At 55.2% G+C, this 16,228-nt stretch carries 16 protein-coding genes; 7 read left to right on the plus strand and 9 right to left on the minus strand.

What is annotated here, in order from left to right; translation table 11 throughout:
* Positions 1-7: 7 nt before the first annotated feature.
* The 7 genes from ACR0BU_RS01375 to ACR0BU_RS01405 form a co-directional block, all read right to left on the minus strand.
* Positions 8-409 carry a hypothetical protein gene (locus ACR0BU_RS01375; RefSeq protein WP_480735130.1) on the minus strand — a complete coding sequence of 134 codons (402 nt, stop codon included), beginning with the start codon at positions 407-409 and terminating at the stop codon, positions 8-10.
* A gap of 79 nt (positions 410-488) precedes the next feature.
* Complete coding sequence (locus ACR0BU_RS01380) at positions 489-1,076, minus strand: DUF4166 domain-containing protein (RefSeq protein WP_480755722.1); 588 nt, start codon at positions 1,074-1,076, stop codon at positions 489-491.
* Entirely contained in the window at positions 1,027-1,449 is a 423-nt protein-coding gene (locus tag ACR0BU_RS01385; protein WP_299885162.1) for a thiol-disulfide oxidoreductase DCC family protein, read from the minus strand. The genes ACR0BU_RS01380 and ACR0BU_RS01385 overlap by 50 nt, the downstream gene beginning before the upstream one ends.
* 407 nt (positions 1,450-1,856) lie before the next feature.
* On the minus strand, positions 1,857-3,845 hold the full coding sequence (gene rpoD / locus ACR0BU_RS01390; RefSeq protein ID WP_298932702.1) for an RNA polymerase sigma factor RpoD: 1,989 nt from the start codon (positions 3,843-3,845) through the stop codon (positions 1,857-1,859).
* A gap of 114 nt (positions 3,846-3,959) precedes the next feature.
* On the minus strand, positions 3,960-5,909 hold the full coding sequence (gene dnaG / locus ACR0BU_RS01395; RefSeq protein WP_480735126.1) for a DNA primase: 1,950 nt from the start codon (positions 5,907-5,909) through the stop codon (positions 3,960-3,962).
* Positions 5,910-5,989: 80 nt separating this feature from the next.
* A complete protein-coding gene (locus ACR0BU_RS01400; protein ID WP_298932705.1) occupies positions 5,990-6,286 on the minus strand; it encodes a hypothetical protein in 297 nt (98 codons plus the stop codon).
* 123 nt (positions 6,287-6,409) lie between these two features.
* Positions 6,410-7,840, minus strand: coding sequence for a Glu/Leu/Phe/Val family dehydrogenase (locus ACR0BU_RS01405; RefSeq protein ID WP_299078152.1), 1,431 nt, complete (start codon positions 7,838-7,840; stop codon positions 6,410-6,412).
* 326 nt (positions 7,841-8,166) lie between these two features.
* Between ACR0BU_RS01405 and ACR0BU_RS01410 the strand changes: the two genes are divergently transcribed.
* The 3 genes from ACR0BU_RS01410 (at position 8,167) to ACR0BU_RS01420 (ending at position 11,187) form a co-directional block, all read left to right on the plus strand.
* Positions 8,167-10,047, plus strand: a complete 1,881-nt coding sequence (locus tag ACR0BU_RS01410) for a pilus assembly protein TadG-related protein (RefSeq protein WP_480735125.1) — start codon at positions 8,167-8,169, stop codon at positions 10,045-10,047.
* Positions 10,044-10,613 carry a TadE/TadG family type IV pilus assembly protein gene (locus ACR0BU_RS01415; RefSeq protein WP_298932711.1) on the plus strand — a complete coding sequence of 190 codons (570 nt, stop codon included), beginning with the start codon at positions 10,044-10,046 and terminating at the stop codon, positions 10,611-10,613. Before ACR0BU_RS01410 ends, ACR0BU_RS01415 begins: the two co-directional genes overlap by 4 nt.
* A 64-nt stretch (positions 10,614-10,677) precedes the next feature.
* Positions 10,678-11,187 carry a hypothetical protein gene (locus ACR0BU_RS01420; protein WP_480735124.1) on the plus strand — a complete coding sequence of 170 codons (510 nt, stop codon included), beginning with the start codon at positions 10,678-10,680 and terminating at the stop codon, positions 11,185-11,187.
* Here ACR0BU_RS01420 and ACR0BU_RS01425 read toward each other — a convergent pair.
* The gene (locus ACR0BU_RS01425; RefSeq protein ID WP_299078144.1) at positions 11,184-11,660 is read right to left on the minus strand and encodes a hypothetical protein; all 477 of its coding nucleotides are present in this window, start codon (positions 11,658-11,660) and stop codon (positions 11,184-11,186) included. The genes ACR0BU_RS01420 and ACR0BU_RS01425 overlap by 4 nt on opposite strands.
* A 157-nt stretch (positions 11,661-11,817) precedes the next feature.
* Here ACR0BU_RS01425 and ACR0BU_RS01430 point away from each other — a divergent pair, with 157 nt between their 5' ends.
* Positions 11,818-12,729 carry a pirin family protein gene (locus ACR0BU_RS01430; RefSeq protein WP_480735122.1) on the plus strand — a complete coding sequence of 304 codons (912 nt, stop codon included), beginning with the start codon at positions 11,818-11,820 and terminating at the stop codon, positions 12,727-12,729.
* A gap of 27 nt (positions 12,730-12,756) precedes the next feature.
* Here ACR0BU_RS01430 and ACR0BU_RS01435 read toward each other — a convergent pair whose 3' ends face one another.
* Positions 12,757-13,344: a TetR/AcrR family transcriptional regulator gene (locus ACR0BU_RS01435; RefSeq protein ID WP_298932718.1), complete on the minus strand. Its 588-nt coding sequence runs from the start codon at positions 13,342-13,344 to the stop codon at positions 12,757-12,759.
* 101 nt (positions 13,345-13,445) lie between these two features.
* Between ACR0BU_RS01435 and ACR0BU_RS01440 the strand changes: the two genes are divergently transcribed.
* From ACR0BU_RS01440 to glpX, 3 genes are all read left to right on the plus strand, one after another.
* A complete protein-coding gene (locus ACR0BU_RS01440; protein ID WP_298932719.1) occupies positions 13,446-13,694 on the plus strand; it encodes a hypothetical protein in 249 nt (82 codons plus the stop codon).
* A gap of 127 nt (positions 13,695-13,821) precedes the next feature.
* Positions 13,822-15,108 (plus strand): homoserine dehydrogenase, encoded by a 1,287-nt coding sequence (locus ACR0BU_RS01445; RefSeq protein ID WP_299078138.1) that lies wholly within the window; start codon positions 13,822-13,824, stop codon positions 15,106-15,108.
* Between the two features lie 71 nt (positions 15,109-15,179).
* The gene (gene glpX / locus ACR0BU_RS01450; RefSeq protein WP_299078135.1) at positions 15,180-16,163 is read left to right on the plus strand and encodes a class II fructose-bisphosphatase; all 984 of its coding nucleotides are present in this window, start codon (positions 15,180-15,182) and stop codon (positions 16,161-16,163) included.
* Positions 16,164-16,228 lie beyond the last annotated feature (65 nt).

Below are 16,228 nucleotides of genomic sequence, written 5' to 3' on the forward strand. Positions count from 1 at the left end.
GTGCTCCTTAGCGGAGAAACGGACGAATGTTACAGCGGCCATTGGCGCCTTGAACGGACATGCTGTAGCCCACCGGGAAGCCAACCGTGATAAAGCTGCTTTGCTGAGGAACGCCCCCAGTCGGGGGTTTAAGTGAAAACTGCACCGCTGTTCTGCGCCCAGTCGTCACGCTAGGTCCATATCCACGCAACACATAGATTCGCTGCTGCCATCCTGCCCCCAACTTGCGTCGGGCAAAATCCGCCGCGGCGCACCAATATCCATCTGTATCTTGACGCGCCCTAGGAATAACTTCGAATTCTGTGCTGTTTATCGGCTCGGTCCGATATCCGTTTGGTGCGGCATCAGCAGTCGCAGGAATGCTGAACGCAAAGGCAGCGAGAGTGGCGCTTACAATAATCTGTTTCATAGCTATCATCTTCCCTAATTGCGTGTGCCTAAGACGTTAGATCACGGATTAACCCTGCATAGTGGGGATCACAATCAATTCAGCTTTGACCCGATGCTCCGTGAACTGGCGTGAGCCAGCCTTGATATCGGATCAACAATCCCAGACCGGGCGCCTCTGCCGCAACATCAAACCTAAAACGCCCGCGATCGTCCTGCCATTCAATTGTATCGGAACGAGGCAAAAGAAACTTCGGGACTGGAAGTCCCAGTATGGTCAATCGGTGAATCGAAATTCCAAGCCGCCGCCCGTCGAAAGACGGTTGCAACCATATCGACATCGGGCCGAAATCTTCGCGGACGCATCCTGTGTCGTGATCATATGTCAGGCTGGATTGCATCCTATGGCCATTGAAATCGCGTACCCAGTACCATCTCTGACCGTCCCCACTGATCGTGACCTTAACGGGTGTGTTTCTGCCCGCCGGGGGAAATCGACCCAGACGCAACGCCATGGCAACCAGCCTTCCTTGACCGCGTTCAATCCGACAACGCCCGGTGAAGCACCCTCCAGTACTGTGCAGGGTACACACTGCTGTTGGCAATTCCGTCGCAGCCGGCAGAGCATTTAGAAATGGATCACTCACTCTGAAACCCCTGCGGTGCAAAACGCGATCGCATATCTGCATCCGGCACAAAGCAGAGCTCAGCGCGCCCAAAAATCGCGTATCTGTTTCGGGCAATCGCGTTATAGAACGGATCTTTCAACATGGCAGGAAGAAACCGGCAAAGTGACAACACTGGCCACGCCATCGGTAATTGCTGCATAGCTGCAGCGAATGCGTCCAGGCGCTGGTAGACCTTACCGTCGACAAAAACCAGGTTGGTCTGAAAATCTCGCGTCGGCAGTCCAAGCTGCCGAAACAGATACTGACCCAACGGTGACTGCGCCGTCGCAAACTGAAACCGCCGCGATCGATCCCGCTTAAGCATGAATTGAAAAAACCTCGAACACAAAACGCATTCGCCATCAAAAACAATCAGGTTTTTCCCATCGAACATCTCTGGACTCGCACCACATTCCATATCCCTGACATCCCTGCCGAGAAAATTTTTTTTCAGGATGTCATGCGGTACTGACAACGGCAATGCGACAAGAAAGAACCACAAGGAATGTGTGAATACAGTCAGAAGCCGTTGGTTAGGCGTCGAAGTTTCAACGTCGGCCTAGTCCAGTCGAAATGGCCCTTGTGGCGCGACAGGAGTTGTCGAAGAGAGGAAGCGCCCTGCCTGAAACCAGGGTCATCAGCGATTTCTACCTCGCCCCGGCCCGTCCCATGAGTGGACAAGCCGAACATAGAAACGGAGCAATTCAGGTTCTTTTGATTTCCTGCCAAGGTTTTTGGCAATACCGCCAAATCGCTGTTTTCTAAAACAAAAAAAGGCGCCTCAATCCGAGGCGCCTTTTTCTATTGATCCAGGAACGACCGCAGTTTGCGCGATCTGCTGGGATGTTTTAGTTTTCGCAGCGCTTTCGCTTCGATCTGACGGATCCGTTCACGGGTCACGCTGAACTGTTGACCCACCTCTTCCAGTGTGTGGTCGGTGTTCATACCAATGCCGAACCGCATCCGCAGAACCCGTTCCTCGCGCGGAGTGAGCGAGGCCAGAACCCGAGTCGTGGTTTCCTTGAGGTTCTCCTGAATGGCGCTATCGAGCGGCAGCACGGCATTCTTGTCCTCGATGAAATCGCCAAGCTGGCTGTCTTCCTCGTCGCCGATGGGCGTTTCCAGAGAGATCGGTTCCTTGGCGATTTTCATCACCTTGCGAACCTTCTCAAGCGGCATCTGCAGCTTTTCAGCCAGTTCTTCTGGCGTCGGCTCACGGCCAATCTCATGCAGCATCTGACGACCGGTGCGGACCAGCTTGTTGATCGTCTCGATCATATGGACCGGAATACGGATGGTCCGGGCCTGATCCGCGATAGACCGCGTGATCGCCTGACGGATCCACCAAGTCGCATAGGTCGAGAACTTGTACCCACGACGGTATTCGAACTTGTCGACCGCCTTCATCAATCCGATGTTACCTTCCTGAATAAGATCAAGGAATTGCAGGCCACGGTTCGTGTACTTTTTGGCAATCGAGATCACCAGACGAAGGTTAGCTTCGACCATCTCTTTCTTGGCCTGACGGGCCTCTTTCTCGCCCTTCTGAACCTGCTGCACGATGCGGCGGAATTCAGGGATGTCCAGGCCGATATACTGACCAACCTGGGCCATATCGTTGCGCAGTTCTTCAACCTTATCGGTCGAGCGTTCGATGAACATCTGCCAGCCGCGTCCCGGCTTTTCTGCCATCTCAGCCAGCCAATTCGGGTCCAATTCGCGTCCACGATAGGCATCGATGAACTCACGCCGGTTAATACGGGCCTGATCGGCCAATTTCACCATCGAACTGTCCAACGACATAATGCGGCGGTTGATACCATAAAGCTGGTCGATCAACGCTTCGATCCGGTTGTTGTGAAGATGAAGTCCGTTCACCAACTCAACGATTTCAGCGCGCAGTTTCTGATAGGTCTCTTCGTCTTTTGCGCTGAACGTGTCGTCTTCGTTAAGAGTGGCCGAAATCCGGCTGTCCTGCATTTCAGAAAGCATCGCAAAATCGGTCGAGATCCGTTCCAAAGTGGTCAGAACCTGATCCTTCAGCGCGGCTTCCATCGCAGCGAGCGACATGTTGGCCTGTTCGTCTTCGTCATCATCGTCGTCCTGAGCAATCGGATTTCCATCCGCATCTAACTCTGGCCCGGTGTCCTTTTCAGGCTTTGCCGCAGAAACGGCCGATGTGTCGACAACCGGCTCTTCAACGTCGCCGTCTTCGTCCATCTGGTTGCCAAAGGTGGTTTCCAGATCGATGACGTCACGCAGCAAAATGTCTTCGGACAGCAATTCGTCGTGCCAGATCGTAATCGCCTGGAAGGTCAGCGGGCTTTCGCACAGCCCCAGGATCATCGTGTTTCGACCTGCTTCGATCCGCTTGGCGATGGCAATTTCGCCCTCGCGGCTCAGCAGTTCGACGCTGCCCATCTCACGCAGATACATGCGGACGGGGTCGTCTGTACGGTCGAGCTTTTCCGTCTGCGAACCGGCCAGGGTTACTTCGCGATTCGTATCGGTGGTGACCAGATCGGTCGAGCCTTTCTGCTCTTCCTCTTCGGCCTCTTCGTCTTCGATGATATTAATGCCCATTTCGGACAGCATCGACATTACATCTTCTATCTGTTCCGAGCTGACCTGATCAGGCGGCAGAACCTGATTGAGCTGGTCGTAGGTTATGTAACCTTTCTCGCGGGCCTCGGCGATCATCTTCTTGACGTTGGCCTGGCTCATGTCCAGCGAGATTTCCTGTTCCTGCTCGTCGGATTTGCGGTCTTCGTTCGTATCCTTGGCGGCCATTCAATGCTCCTGCAGGGATGGGTGATTCGTTAGAGCCGAATCATTAGCGCGTTGAAGTGATTCGGCCACCCGTTTACCTGTTTTTCTTTTCCAGTGCCTTACGAAAACATCACTTTAACGACGTTTCCGCTCGAAATTGATACCTGATGTGATCGCCTTGAACGCGTCTTTCTCGTCGCGGTTGATTCGCGCACCGTTATCCGCGATGTCGAAAACGGCCTTGTCTTCGTTCTGGCTACGGCTTGTTCGGTTGCGCTCTTCGGCGGCTTGAGCCAACCGATAGGTCAACGCTTCGTCTGCCAGATCGGACAGTTCCTCTTCGGCTTCGGCAATCTCGGCATCCAACCCCCGGAGCGCTTTGATTTTCGCGAGTTCCTCGGCCAGAGTCATCTCGGCCTTTTCAACGTCGCCTGGTTTGAACACACAGGGGATGACTGCCACATGGCGAAGGCTCAGCAAGTTTTCAAGGGCTTCAGCCCCCAAAGTTTCGACGATTTGGTCCTCAAGGTTTTCCGGATCATCGATCGCATGCCGCAAGATGGCCTGGCGCAGGGCCGCATGATCAGGATCATGGCAATCCATGTCCTCAAGCTGATGTTCAAATTGCACCACGACCTGCGGGTTCAGGATAGAGATCGCCAAAATGGCTGCCTCCCGCATCTGAATATCCGCATTCTCAGAAGACGCCAGGAAAGACGCACGGGCCCCAGGCGTAGCCGGCTGTTTCGGCGGTTTCCACTTTCCGCGCGGCTGCCAAGGTTTGTTGTGCGACTGCCGTTGGGGCCGGAACAATTGCCAACGCAGGTCTTTAATTTCCTGCCCATAATGGGATCGGATTGATGGGTCGCGGATCAGCTTGATTTTGTCACGCAGAGCCTTGTCCAAAGCTGCCTTGCGTTCAGGGCTGTCAAAGACCCTGTCTTCAGTCTCTCGCTGCCACAAAAGCTTGACCATTGGAACGGCACTGTCCAGCACTGTTTTGACGGCCTTCGAACCCTCAGCGCGCAGCAGATCGTCCGGATCCTTGCCTTCCGGCATTAGCGCAAAGCGCAGCGATTTCCCGGCCTCAATCAAAGGCAGAGCAAGATCGACGGCGCGCATCGCGGCGCGCAGACCCGCCGTATCACCATCCAGCGCAATAATCGGCTCGTCTGAAATCCGCCAAAGCAATTGTAGCTGATGCTCGGTTATTGCGGTTCCCAAAGGCGCGACTGACGCGCCAAAGCCAGCCTCGGCCAGCGCGATGACGTCCATATACCCTTCGGCCACAATCAGCGGCTGCCCTTTGCCTGCCGCCTGCCGGGCTGGTCCCTGATTGTATAGGCTACGCCCCTTGTCGAACAATTCGGTTTCAGGCGAGTTCAGGTATTTCGCATTGTCATTTGGGTCCATTGCCCGACCGCCAAAGGCAATGCACCGACCACGCGCATCGCGGATCGGGTACATGATACGGTTTCGGAAAGTGTCATAGGGTTTCTTCCCCTTGTTCGAAGGCTTGGCCAGCCCTACCCCAAGGATCAGGTCCTCGTCGACATTCTTGCCGCGCAGATGATCCCACAGACCTTGCCAGCCATCCGGCGCGAATCCGATTTCCCAGCGATCCAGCGCCTCCGCATCCAGACCCCGGCGCGACAGATAGTCCCGCGCATCCGCCCCCGCTCCGGTTTTCAGTTGAAGCCGGAAAAACTGCACCGCCTGCTCCATCACTTCGGCAAGCTGCGTTCGGCGGTCTTGTTTTTCCTGTGCTTTGGGGTCACGAGCAGGCATCGGCATGCCGGCCTCGCGCGCCAAAATCTCAACGGCTTCGATGAACGAGACATTCTCGGTCTCTTTCACAAAGCTGATCGCATCCCCTTTGGCGTGGCATCCGAAGCAGTAATAAAAGCCCTTTTGATCATCAACATGGAACGACGCGGTCTTTTCGTGGTGGAACGGGCAAGGCGCCCACATGTCACCTTTGCCCTGGTTCGATTTCCGCGCATCCCACATGACTTTGCGCCCAACGACCTGAGACAGGCTGAGCCGGGTGCGCAATTCATCCAGAAATCCAGGGGGCAGTGACATGGGTCAAACCTGACAGAAACGGAAACGCGCGCCAAGGGGATGACGCGCGGTTGTCCACAAAGAATTGACGTCGCTGTGGATTACTGCTGCAAACACAACTCCAACCAGGCCGCACCCAGATCTTTTTTGCGCACATCGCGCATCTTTTGTTCGTAGACCCAGGGCGTGATCAACGGAACAGCGGCATTGTAGCTCTCGGGCCATGTCGGCTCCGTATCAGAAACCGCCTGTGGCACGTCGCGTTCTTTGACTCTGTCCAGCCGTGCTTGCTGAACTGCGGCGACCACGTCAGCCTGATACTGGCAGCTTTGTTCCTTAGTCTCGGCGGCAGCCAGAGGGGTGGCCAGCACGGCGACAGCGATGGCAATACGCAACATTGGGATCTCCCGGAATCGTTTCTTGGCACAGCTTACCCGGGCAAGGCGTGGCCTTCCATCGTCCTTTTTACGAGACGGCAAAGGTTGGGCAATCCAGCATAGCGGGAATGCCCAACCTAAAGCTCAAAGCCCTTTGGCGCGGTAGCTGCTTGAGACCCGATCAATCGCCACGATATACGCTGCAGTTCGCAGATCCTCAACGTCGTCACGGCTATGCCAAACCTCGCGCATCGACTGGTATGCAATGCGCATGGTGTCATCCAGGCCAGAGCGGACCAGCTCAAGCTCATCAGCACCTTTTAGGTACTTCGACTTGAAGTTTGGTGACATTGTCCAGGCGTCGCCAAGGTAACGGTCCAACCGCTCCAATTCACTGACGATCAGTTCATGCCGGGCTTCTTCCTGACGGCGCTGCATGCGGCCAAACCGGATATGGCTAAGATTTTTGACCCATTCAAAGTACGACACGGTCACACCGCCGGCATTGGCATACATATCCGGAATGATAACCGTGCCTTTTTTCCGAAGCACTTCATCAGCACCCGCCGTCACCGGGCCGTTCGCTGCCTCAATGATCAGAGGTGCCTTTATGCGATCCGCGTTATCCAGGTTGATCACGCCCTCCAAAGCAGCCGGGATCAAGATGTCGCACTCTTCCTCCAACACCGCCGCTCCCTCGGCGGAATGCGTCGCATCCGGGTAGTCACTGACGCCACCATGTTTGACGATCCACTGCCGCACCGCTTCGACATCAATTCCTTCGGGATTATACAGCGCGCCATCCCATTCGATGATGCCAACGATGATCGCGCCGTCTTCTTCACTCAGGAATTTGGCGGCGTGATACCCCACGTTGCCAAGACCCTGAACAACAATGCGCTTGCCATCCAGCTTACCGGACAGGCCAGCCTTGGCGATATCTTCCGGGTGACGGAAGAACTCGCGCAGCGCATATTGGACTCCACGCCCGGTTGCCTCGACCCGCCCTGCGATGCCACCTGCATTCAATGGCTTGCCCGTTACGCAAGCACGCGCATTGATATCGGTCGTGTTCATCCGTGCGTATTGGTCTGCCATCCAGGCCATTTCACGCTCACCCGTACCCATGTCCGGGGCTGGGACGTTTTGCGACGGGTTGATCAGGTCACGCTTCGCGAGTTCATAGGCAAAGCGCCGGGTGATCTGCTCCAACTCGTGTTCTTCGTATTGACGGGGGTCAATGCAGAGCCCACCTTTCGACCCCCCGAACGGAGTTTCAACCAAAGCGCATTTATAAGTCATCAACGCAGCAAGCGCTTCAACTTCGTCCTGGTTCACGGCCATTGCATAGCGAATACCGCCCTTGACTGGCTCCATATGTTCAGAGTGGACAGATCGATAACCAGTGAACGTGTGGATCTCACCGCGCAGGCGGACACCAAAACGAACAGTGTAAGTGGCGTTGCAGACTCGGATTTTTTGTTCCAGCCCAGGCGGCAAATCCATCAGGGACGCCGCCCTGTTGAACATCAGATCAACACTTTCACGAAAGCTAGGTTCTTTAGTGCCGGTCATAAAATCCTCCGTGCCGGTAACTGACAAATGTCATGACGTTTTGTCGCACCACTGAACAAATGCTGCAATCTTCAAATGTACATTTTTTAATCATTTTATGAACGAGGTCTTACCAAAATCATCCCTGAGTCGTTTTTTACTCGCCGGACGGGCATTGTTCGCGGAGGCGAAACAAACCCAATACTCCACCAAGAACTACGGCCAATTTTCATTCAATAATAGCACCATAGTGGCGACACTGCCCAAATCTTGCCACGATCAAAGTCTAAATAGTTAAACTTGCCAAGAACTGGGATCAGTGCGCCTGACCGGTAGAGGGACAAGTTATGAAAAATTTCGTTTGTAAGTTAAAATTGACAAAAATAAAGCAAGCGGACAGGTGTCGGCACACTTCGGAATCCTTTGTGAAATCCGAAGAAGGTCTTATGACTATTCTGGTTCTAACCCTCATATTGATCATCTTTACCGTTGGCGGTTTTGCTGTCGATATTATGCGCTTCGACCACGAGCGCGCCAGACTTCAGTATTCTCTCGACCGTGCCGTTCTGGCAGCCGCCGACCTTGAGCAGGATCTTTGCCCCGCAGTTGTGATAAAAGATTATCTCGAGAAGGAGGGGCTGGCTGAGTATCTGGTTGGAGAGCCGATCGTTACTCCGGACCTCTGCGGCTCGCAGGCAGTGACCGTCCAAGGCTACCGTCGTGTTGAAGCAAGCGCCAAAATGGACGTGAAGATGCACTTCATGCAGTGGTGGGAAGTTGACTCGATCGCAACCTCGGTGGTCAGCGTCGCGGAAGAAGCTATTGGTAACGTTGAGATTTCAATGGTTCTCGACGTGTCCGGATCGATGAACAGCAACAACCGCCTGACCACACTCAAATTGGCAGCTCAGAATTTCGTGCAAGAGATGGTCGACAAAACCGAAGACGGCAAGCTGTCTATCTCGATCGTCCCCTACGCCACGCAAGTGTCTTTGCCAGACACGCTGATGGCCGAATTGCCCACGACAGGCACAAACCCTCATGCAAACTGCATAAACTTCGAGGACACTGAGTTTTCGACAAGCAGTTTTGATCGGAACTTGATCCGCGAACGGACGTTGCATTTCACCCATTGGGGCGACTATGACCGGCGCCCCGACAACACTCTTGTTTATAGTGAAATTTGTGAGAGTGATACGAACCGTGAGGTCATGGTTCACCAAAAAGACGCCAACATTCTAAAGCAGAAGATTGCTGATTTCCAAGCTGGCGGAAACACTTCTATCGACTTGGGTGTCAAGTGGGGGCTTACTCTGCTGGACGAAAGCTTTAGACCCGTCGTCGCCTCACTCGCTGCAAAAGGCGATGTACCTGCCGAGTTCGCGACACGTCCTTCCAACGTTGCAAGCGGCGACACCATGAAAGTCATGGTTCTTATGACAGATGGCGCCAACACCTCGCAGTATTGGGTAAATGATCCTCACCGTGCCGGTAAGTCCGGTATCTGGTGGAACGACGACGAAGGCGTGGATGGCGAGTATGTTTCATACGCCCAACTTGTAGATGGTGAAATCTACACTGGAAATAGTGCCCGGTACTACTGGCCCAATGTCGATATTTGGGAGTGGGATAGCGATCTCAACTTCTACTGGGCGCGCGAACAGCTTCAACCCGCCGGGTATGGCAGCACTTTTGTTGATGCAAGCACAATGACTGTTATCGAAGAGGCAGATGCTGAAGTATCGACCGACGGTTATGATCGAGGTTTCATTCAGTACCGCTGTCTTTCTTTTTCCGGCGGGATTTGCAGCGCATTCGACTATAGTACGTCCCGGCTTGTTAAATATGCTGACATGACGCCACCGGTTACGCCATCCGAGCACCTCACGTGGCCGAGCCTTTGGGAAAGCACCACGCGATACCAAATCTACGAAGATTTCCGCGACTATTATGGTTCGACCTTCGCATACAACTGGTACTACGATGCCGTATCCTCAAGCGGGCGCTCGACCAAAGACCCGCGCGTTACCGCCATGTGCGCCTACGCGAGGGACGTGAAGAAGGTCGTGATCTTTACGATTGCTCTGGAAGCACCGAGCGCTGGCAAGGCAATCCTTAAGACGTGCAAAAGTGATGATGGCGCCTACTATGAAGCGACCGTGGGCAACCTTCCGGATGTCTTTGCGTCGATCGGTTCAAGCATCCGCAACCTGAGGCTGACCCAATGATGAAGCGCTTGACCAAAAAGTTACGCCTGTTTCGTCGCGACGAAGAAGGCATGGCAACCATTGAATTCATAATGTGGTTCCCGATTTTCATGATGACCACCTACTCGGGCGTAGAGTTGGGCATTGTCGCCTATAACCATGCGAACCTGGAGCGCGCGCTTGATGAAACGATCCAGGATGTTCGGATGAACCACATCGCGAAGTATGACGCGAGTGACGGCGCGATTTGGACGCACACGCTCCTCAAGCAGATCATCTGCGACAAAGCTGGGGCGCTTCCGGATTGCAACGACAGTCTTGCCCTGGAAATGAAGTCGATCGACCCGCGGTCCAACAATCCTGTGCTGGACGCCAATCCATTTTGTGTCGACACCCCAGAAGACGTGCGGGGCAAAGACGACCAGGTGTTCACTCCTGGAAGCTCTAATGAGCTGATGATCATCCGAGCGTGCATTGAGATCTATCCGCTTTTCAATGGCACTACGCTTGGAAAACTGGCGGCCCGGGATCCCGATGGCCAGTACGAACTGCATGCAACAACGGTGTTTGTCCATGAACCGGCTTAAGCGCATACCTTTCACATCTTCTTCAGGGTTTTTCGGTCGATTTTTCCGAAAGCAAGACGGCGTTGTGAGCATTGAGGCCATTATGGTCTTTCCGTTGCTCTTCTGGTCCATGTGGACGTCGTACACGTATTTTGACGGCTATCGTCAGAGTGCGCGAAACCTGAAAGCGGCCTATGCCATCGCGGATATCCTTTCCCGCGAGAAAAACGAAGTGAATGCCCAGTACATAACCACGATGTATGATCTGCAAAAGTTCATGATTGCAGATCGGTCGGCGGTTTCAATGCGCGTTTCGTTTGTAAGGTGGGATCAGCCCGATGAACGTCACTATGTCTTGTGGTCGTGTGAGCGCGGAGAAAACTACGAAGAACTAACCGATGCGACCGTTCTGGACTACAAAGATCGTATTCCGGTTATGGCTGACAACGCGACCATGATCTTGGTGGAAACCACAGACCACTACACGCGTCCGTTCAAAATTGGTTTTGGCGACAACGAGTTTTCGATTGAAAAATTCATCTTCACCCAGCCGCGCGGATATCACCAAATCGCTGAGGCACCTGCGGGCTGCTAGCCCCCTGCCCGCTCGACCAGCATCGCAGTCAGCATTTCTGACATGAACTTGGCTTCTGAGGCGGCTGTAACACCGCCCACGCCAATGCGATGACCCATCCGCCACCACAAGCCCGGAGCCCACCTGTTTGGGCCCTTGGTTCGAGTGCGAACCAGAAATCCGTTTGACGGTTTGAAGGCAAAAACACCACGATCCACGGATTCAATATCCGCAACCTCGGCAATTACACACCCGGTGGCGGTGCGCAATTCCGAACGCGTCAGTTCGATGCGATCAAGCGTCGACTGCCACATACGATGCGCCAACCACAGCGTGGCGGCACCAACGCCTAAAAGAAAGACCTGCCAAACCAGTTCGGGCGGTGAGGCAAGTGCGACGTAAATCACCAAGGCACCAACAGTGGTCAGCATTCCGACCCCAGCCCATCGTCTGGGCGATGACGCCTGGACCGTCGCCAGCACTTCGTCTTGCATTGATGCCTCCTGTTTGCCTGGACTTCACCTAACTGCTTTTTTTCGTGAACAACAGGCCCCATAAACCCTGACAATTTTGCACAGGCATGGTGTGTCTCCGCAAATTGACCGTGATGACAAAAAGAATAAGTGCAGGTCAAACAAATAGGAGGCCGACATGTCCTTGCGACCCACATTGGAAACCCGACACGCTGTACCCACGATGGAGGGAGCTGGCGTAAAATTACATCGCGCATTTGGGTTTCAGGATCCGTCGGAACTTGATCCATTTCTGCTATTTGACGACTTCCGCAATGAACGGCCACAAGACTACCAAGCTGGTTTTCCCTGGCATCCACACCGGGGTATCGAGACGATTACCTATGTATTGTCCGGCACGGTCGAGCATTCAGATTCGCTGGGCAACAGCGGCACGCTGGGCGCAGGAGATGTGCAATGGATGACAGCCGGGTCGGGCATTCTGCATCAGGAAATGCCCCACGGAAACACCTCCGGCCAGATGCATGGTTTTCAGCTATGGGGCAACCTGCCCTCGGATCAGAAAATGACGGCGCCACGGTATCAGGATGTGCAAGGCAAGGACATCCCCGAGATCACGGACGACGATGGAACAACCGTGCGGGTGATAGTGGGAGAGTTCTGGGGGAAAACCGGGCCGGTCGATGGTATCGCCGCGGATCCTCAATACCTGGACATTCACATCCCGTCAGGCGTCAAAAGAACCTTTCGCGTCGATACCTATCGCCGCGCCTTCGCATATGTGTTCCAGGGTCAGGCCGCCTTTGCCGATGCCTCACAGCCCTCTGGGGTTTTGTTGGAAAAAGAAGTTGCCGGGCAAGAGGTCAACATCCGCGACATGTCAGGAGACAGAACGCTAGTCCGCTTTGGCACCGGGGATGAGATTACCGTTCAGGCCGGCCCGGAGGGTGCGCGCTTTTTGTTGATCTCTGGCGCTCCGATTGATGAGCCGGTCGCCTGGCACGGCCCAATCGTCATGAATACCCAAGCGGAACTGGAACAAGCGTTTCGGGAACTGCGCAATGGATCTTTCATTCGGCCAGCACACTGACCAAACAACGGCCTGATCCAAAATGAATCAGGCCGTCACCGACCGACGCACCATATCCCAATAGGCTTGCTCGACCTCGTCCAGCGACAATCGTCCACCGGATCGGTACCAGGTCATCACGCCGTTAAGCATGGCGATCACCGCCAAAGTGGCGATCTTGGTATCTGCAATCGAAAACAGCCCGGATTGCTGCCCTTGGTGCAGAATGCCTTCAAGCTCGTTTTCGTACTTCCGGCGCAAATCCTCGATCTCGGCAAAATTGTCCGGAGTTAGATTGCGAAGCTCCATGTAGGCGATAAAAACTTCGTCTGGGCGTTCAAGATGAAAACGTATGTGAAACCCGACAAAACGGCGCAACGCATCCTGTGCATCACCGCCCTGCCCCAATGCATCATAGGCCGTCAGCAACTCCCGCATGTGGTCCCGCATCAACCGATACAACAGGCTCTGTTTGTCGGGTGTATAATTGTACAGGGCACCTGCCTGCACACCGACGTCCTTCGCGATCTGGCGCATTGAGACCGCAGCATAGCCGTGACGCGCAAAAAGCCTGATAGCGGCTTCGCGAATTCGTGGGCCTGTTATGTCGGAATGTGAACCTTGGGTGCGTGCCATTCGGTGACCGTATCTGAACAGATGTTCAAATAGAACCCCGCTTGAACCAACCCTACAAAACGTGCATCACAGTTGGACGATGGACTTTGAAAGGGTTCACCATGAAATCCCTGCCTCTTCTCGCCTTACTGCTGGTCTGCGCCGGATGCGCCGACATACCCGAGCTTGACGGCAGCGAACCGAAATCTTTGAAATCTGCCGCCTATCCGCGCCTTATTCCGTTGCAGGAGATTATTGAAACCCCCGCTGACCCGGTCAGCGAAGCCGCTGAGGTTGAACAGGATTTGACAGCCCGCAGCGAAGCGTTGGCGAAAAAGGCCCAAGCGCTGCAAAATGCACAAATCAATTAAAGATCAGGGTTTAGAAGCCTCAACCGACCGGTGACGGATTGAACCCTTGCGCCGAACCCGCTAAGGCAGCGCTGAACGGACAACGCGTCCGAATTCAGAGAAATTCGAGCGGAAAGGAACCCACGGAATGACACAGGCGCTGCGGCTAGGAATTGCGGGCTTGGGAACGGTCGGCGTGGGTGTCGTCCGGATCGTCCGACGCCAAGCAGCGCTGCTGCACGCCCGCACGGGCCGCCCGATTGAGATTGTGGCCGTTTCCGCGCGGGACGCGAACAAAGATCGCGGTGTCAGCTTGTCCGAATATGCATGGGAAACCGACCCAGTTACTTTGGCAAACCGCGATGATATCGACGTGTTCGTCGAATTGATGGGGGGCGAAAACGGCCCCGCCAAAGCATCGGTCGAAGCAGCGTTGTCAAGCGGCAAGGATGTGGTAACCGCAAACAAGGCTTTGCTGGCGATCCACGGTCAGGATCTGGCGGAAAAGGCCGAAGCTTCAGGTCGCGTTATCCGGTTCGAAGCGGCGGTGGCCGGTGGTATCCCCGTGATCAAGGCGCTGACCGAAGGGTTGGCCGGAAACGACATCACCCGCGTCATGGGCGTTATGAACGGCACGTGCAATTACATTCTGACCCGGATGCAATCGCAGGAACTGGGCTATAACGCGCTGTTCGACGAATGCGCGCAGCTGGGGTATCTCGAAGCGGATCCCAACCTTGATGTGGGCGGTATTGACGCTGCGCATAAGCTGGCGCTTTTGTCGTCGATCGCCTTTGGCACAAAACCCAATTTTGACGGGATAGAGATCGAAGGCATCCAGCAGATCAGCTTGGATGATATCCATCAGGCGGCTGATATGGGTTATCGGATCAAGCTGTTGGGGGTTGCGCAGCGCACAGCGCGTGGCCTGGAACAACGGATGCAACCGTGTCTGGTGCCCAGCGACTCGCCCCTTGGGCAGCTTGAAGGCGGTACGAACATGGTCGTGATCGAAGGCGACGCGGTCGAGCAGGTGGTTCTGCGCGGCCCTGGCGCCGGCGAAGGCCCGACCGCAAGCGCTGTGATGGGTGATGTGTGTGATCTGGCACGTGGCTTGCAGATTCCAACATTCGGACGCCCTGCTGCGTCACTTGAAGAGGCCACCCCAGCACGTACCGGCCTACCGGCCCCTTACTACCTGCGCCTCGCGTTGCTGGACAAGCCCGGGGCGCTGGCCAAGGTTGCCGCGATTCTGGGCGATGCGGGCGTGTCGATTGACCGAATGCGCCAATACGCACATTCCGAAAGTACCGCCCCGGTATTGATTGTGACACACAAGACCACCCGGACCACGCTGGATCACGCGCTTGAAGGCCTGCACGCGACCGATGTGGTGTCGGGCGAACCCGTTGCACTTCGGATCGAACAGGTCTGACCCCTTGCAGCCTGCGCCATCTGCAGGCTATGCCAGACATAACGTCTTTGCTGACCAAAGGATTACATCGCATGACCGCTGCCAAAATTGATTTCAACGACCGCTTGCTGTCTCTGGGCCTTGCGCGGGTCGCAGAGCAGGCAGCGCTTGCCTCAGCCTCTCTGGTCGGGCGCGGTGACGAAAAAGCTGCGGATCAGGCCGCCGTGAACGCGATGCGTGAGCAGTTGAACCTGCTGGATATTGCGGGTGTCGTCGTCATCGGTGAAGGCGAACGGGACGAAGCGCCGATGCTGTATATTGGCGAAGAGGTTGGAACCGGAAACGGTCCTGGCGTCGATATCGCGTTGGATCCGCTTGAAGGCACCACTCTCACCGCAAAGGATATGCCCAACGCGCTCACCGTGATTGCCATGGGGCCGCGCGGTTCCATGCTGCACGCGCCCGATGTTTACATGGACAAACTGGCCGTCGGTCCGGGCTATCCGGACGGCGTTGTCAATCTGGACATGAGCCCGCGCGAGCGGGTCGAAGCACTGGCCAAAGCCAAAAACTGCGCGCCTGCAGACATCACGGTCTGCATTCTGGAACGCCCGCGCCACGAAGCGATGATCGCCGAAGTGCGCGAGACAGGCGCTGCTATCCGGTTGATCACGGACGGCGACGTTGCCGGTGTGATGCATTGCGCCGAAAGCGAAGAAACCGGAATCGATATGTATATGGGCCAGGGTGGCGCGCCCGAAGGCGTGTTGGCCGCGGCGGCTCTGAAATGTATGGGCGGGCAGATTTTTGGCCGTCTGCTGTTTCGCAACGATGACGAACGTGGCCGTGCAGCCAAGGCTGGCATCACCGATCTAAACCGCGTGTATACGCGGGATGAAATGGTGACCGCTGACGTGATCTTTGCCGCGACCGGCGTCACCGGTGGGTCACTGTTGCCACGTATCAAGCGCGAGCCCGGCTGGGTTGAAACCACAACGCTGCTTATGCGTTCTAAGACCGGATCGGTGCGCCGCATGTCTTACCGCACGCCAATGTGGTCACACACTGACGCATAGTGGCTTGCGCCACTGCCTTCGGCGAGAGTATTTGTAAAAAGATGAAAAGGCCGGGCCCGCAAGGT

The sequence above is a fragment of the Ruegeria sp. CK2 genome (genome assembly GCF_056536585.1).

What these genes read in the sequence shown, in the direction of transcription:
- ACR0BU_RS01375 (WP_480735130.1), bottom strand. Translation starts at nt 409, where the DNA reads ATGAAACAGATTATTGTAAGCGCCACTCTCGCTGCCTTTGCGTTCAGC.
- ACR0BU_RS01380 (WP_480755722.1), bottom strand. Translation starts at nt 1,076, where the DNA reads ATGCAGATATGCGATCGCGTTTTGCACCGCAGGGGTTTCAGAGTGAGT.
- ACR0BU_RS01385 (WP_299885162.1), bottom strand. Translation starts at nt 1,449, where the DNA reads ATGTTCGATGGGAAAAACCTGATTGTTTTTGATGGCGAATGCGTTTTG.
- rpoD (WP_298932702.1), bottom strand. Translation starts at nt 3,845, where the DNA reads ATGGCCGCCAAGGATACGAACGAAGACCGCAAATCCGACGAGCAGGAA.
- dnaG (WP_480735126.1), bottom strand. Translation starts at nt 5,909, where the DNA reads ATGTCACTGCCCCCTGGATTTCTGGATGAATTGCGCACCCGGCTCAGC.
- ACR0BU_RS01400 (WP_298932705.1), bottom strand. Translation starts at nt 6,286, where the DNA reads ATGTTGCGTATTGCCATCGCTGTCGCCGTGCTGGCCACCCCTCTGGCT.
- ACR0BU_RS01405 (WP_299078152.1), bottom strand. Translation starts at nt 7,840, where the DNA reads ATGACCGGCACTAAAGAACCTAGCTTTCGTGAAAGTGTTGATCTGATG.
- ACR0BU_RS01410 (WP_480735125.1), top strand. Translation starts at nt 8,167, where the DNA reads ATGAAAAATTTCGTTTGTAAGTTAAAATTGACAAAAATAAAGCAAGCG.
- ACR0BU_RS01415 (WP_298932711.1), top strand. Translation starts at nt 10,044, where the DNA reads ATGATGAAGCGCTTGACCAAAAAGTTACGCCTGTTTCGTCGCGACGAA.
- ACR0BU_RS01425 (WP_299078144.1), bottom strand. Translation starts at nt 11,660, where the DNA reads ATGCAAGACGAAGTGCTGGCGACGGTCCAGGCGTCATCGCCCAGACGA.
- ACR0BU_RS01430 (WP_480735122.1), top strand. Translation starts at nt 11,818, where the DNA reads ATGTCCTTGCGACCCACATTGGAAACCCGACACGCTGTACCCACGATG.
- ACR0BU_RS01435 (WP_298932718.1), bottom strand. Translation starts at nt 13,344, where the DNA reads ATGGCACGCACCCAAGGTTCACATTCCGACATAACAGGCCCACGAATT.
- ACR0BU_RS01440 (WP_298932719.1), top strand. Translation starts at nt 13,446, where the DNA reads ATGAAATCCCTGCCTCTTCTCGCCTTACTGCTGGTCTGCGCCGGATGC.
- ACR0BU_RS01445 (WP_299078138.1), top strand. Translation starts at nt 13,822, where the DNA reads ATGACACAGGCGCTGCGGCTAGGAATTGCGGGCTTGGGAACGGTCGGC.
- glpX (WP_299078135.1), top strand. Translation starts at nt 15,180, where the DNA reads ATGACCGCTGCCAAAATTGATTTCAACGACCGCTTGCTGTCTCTGGGC.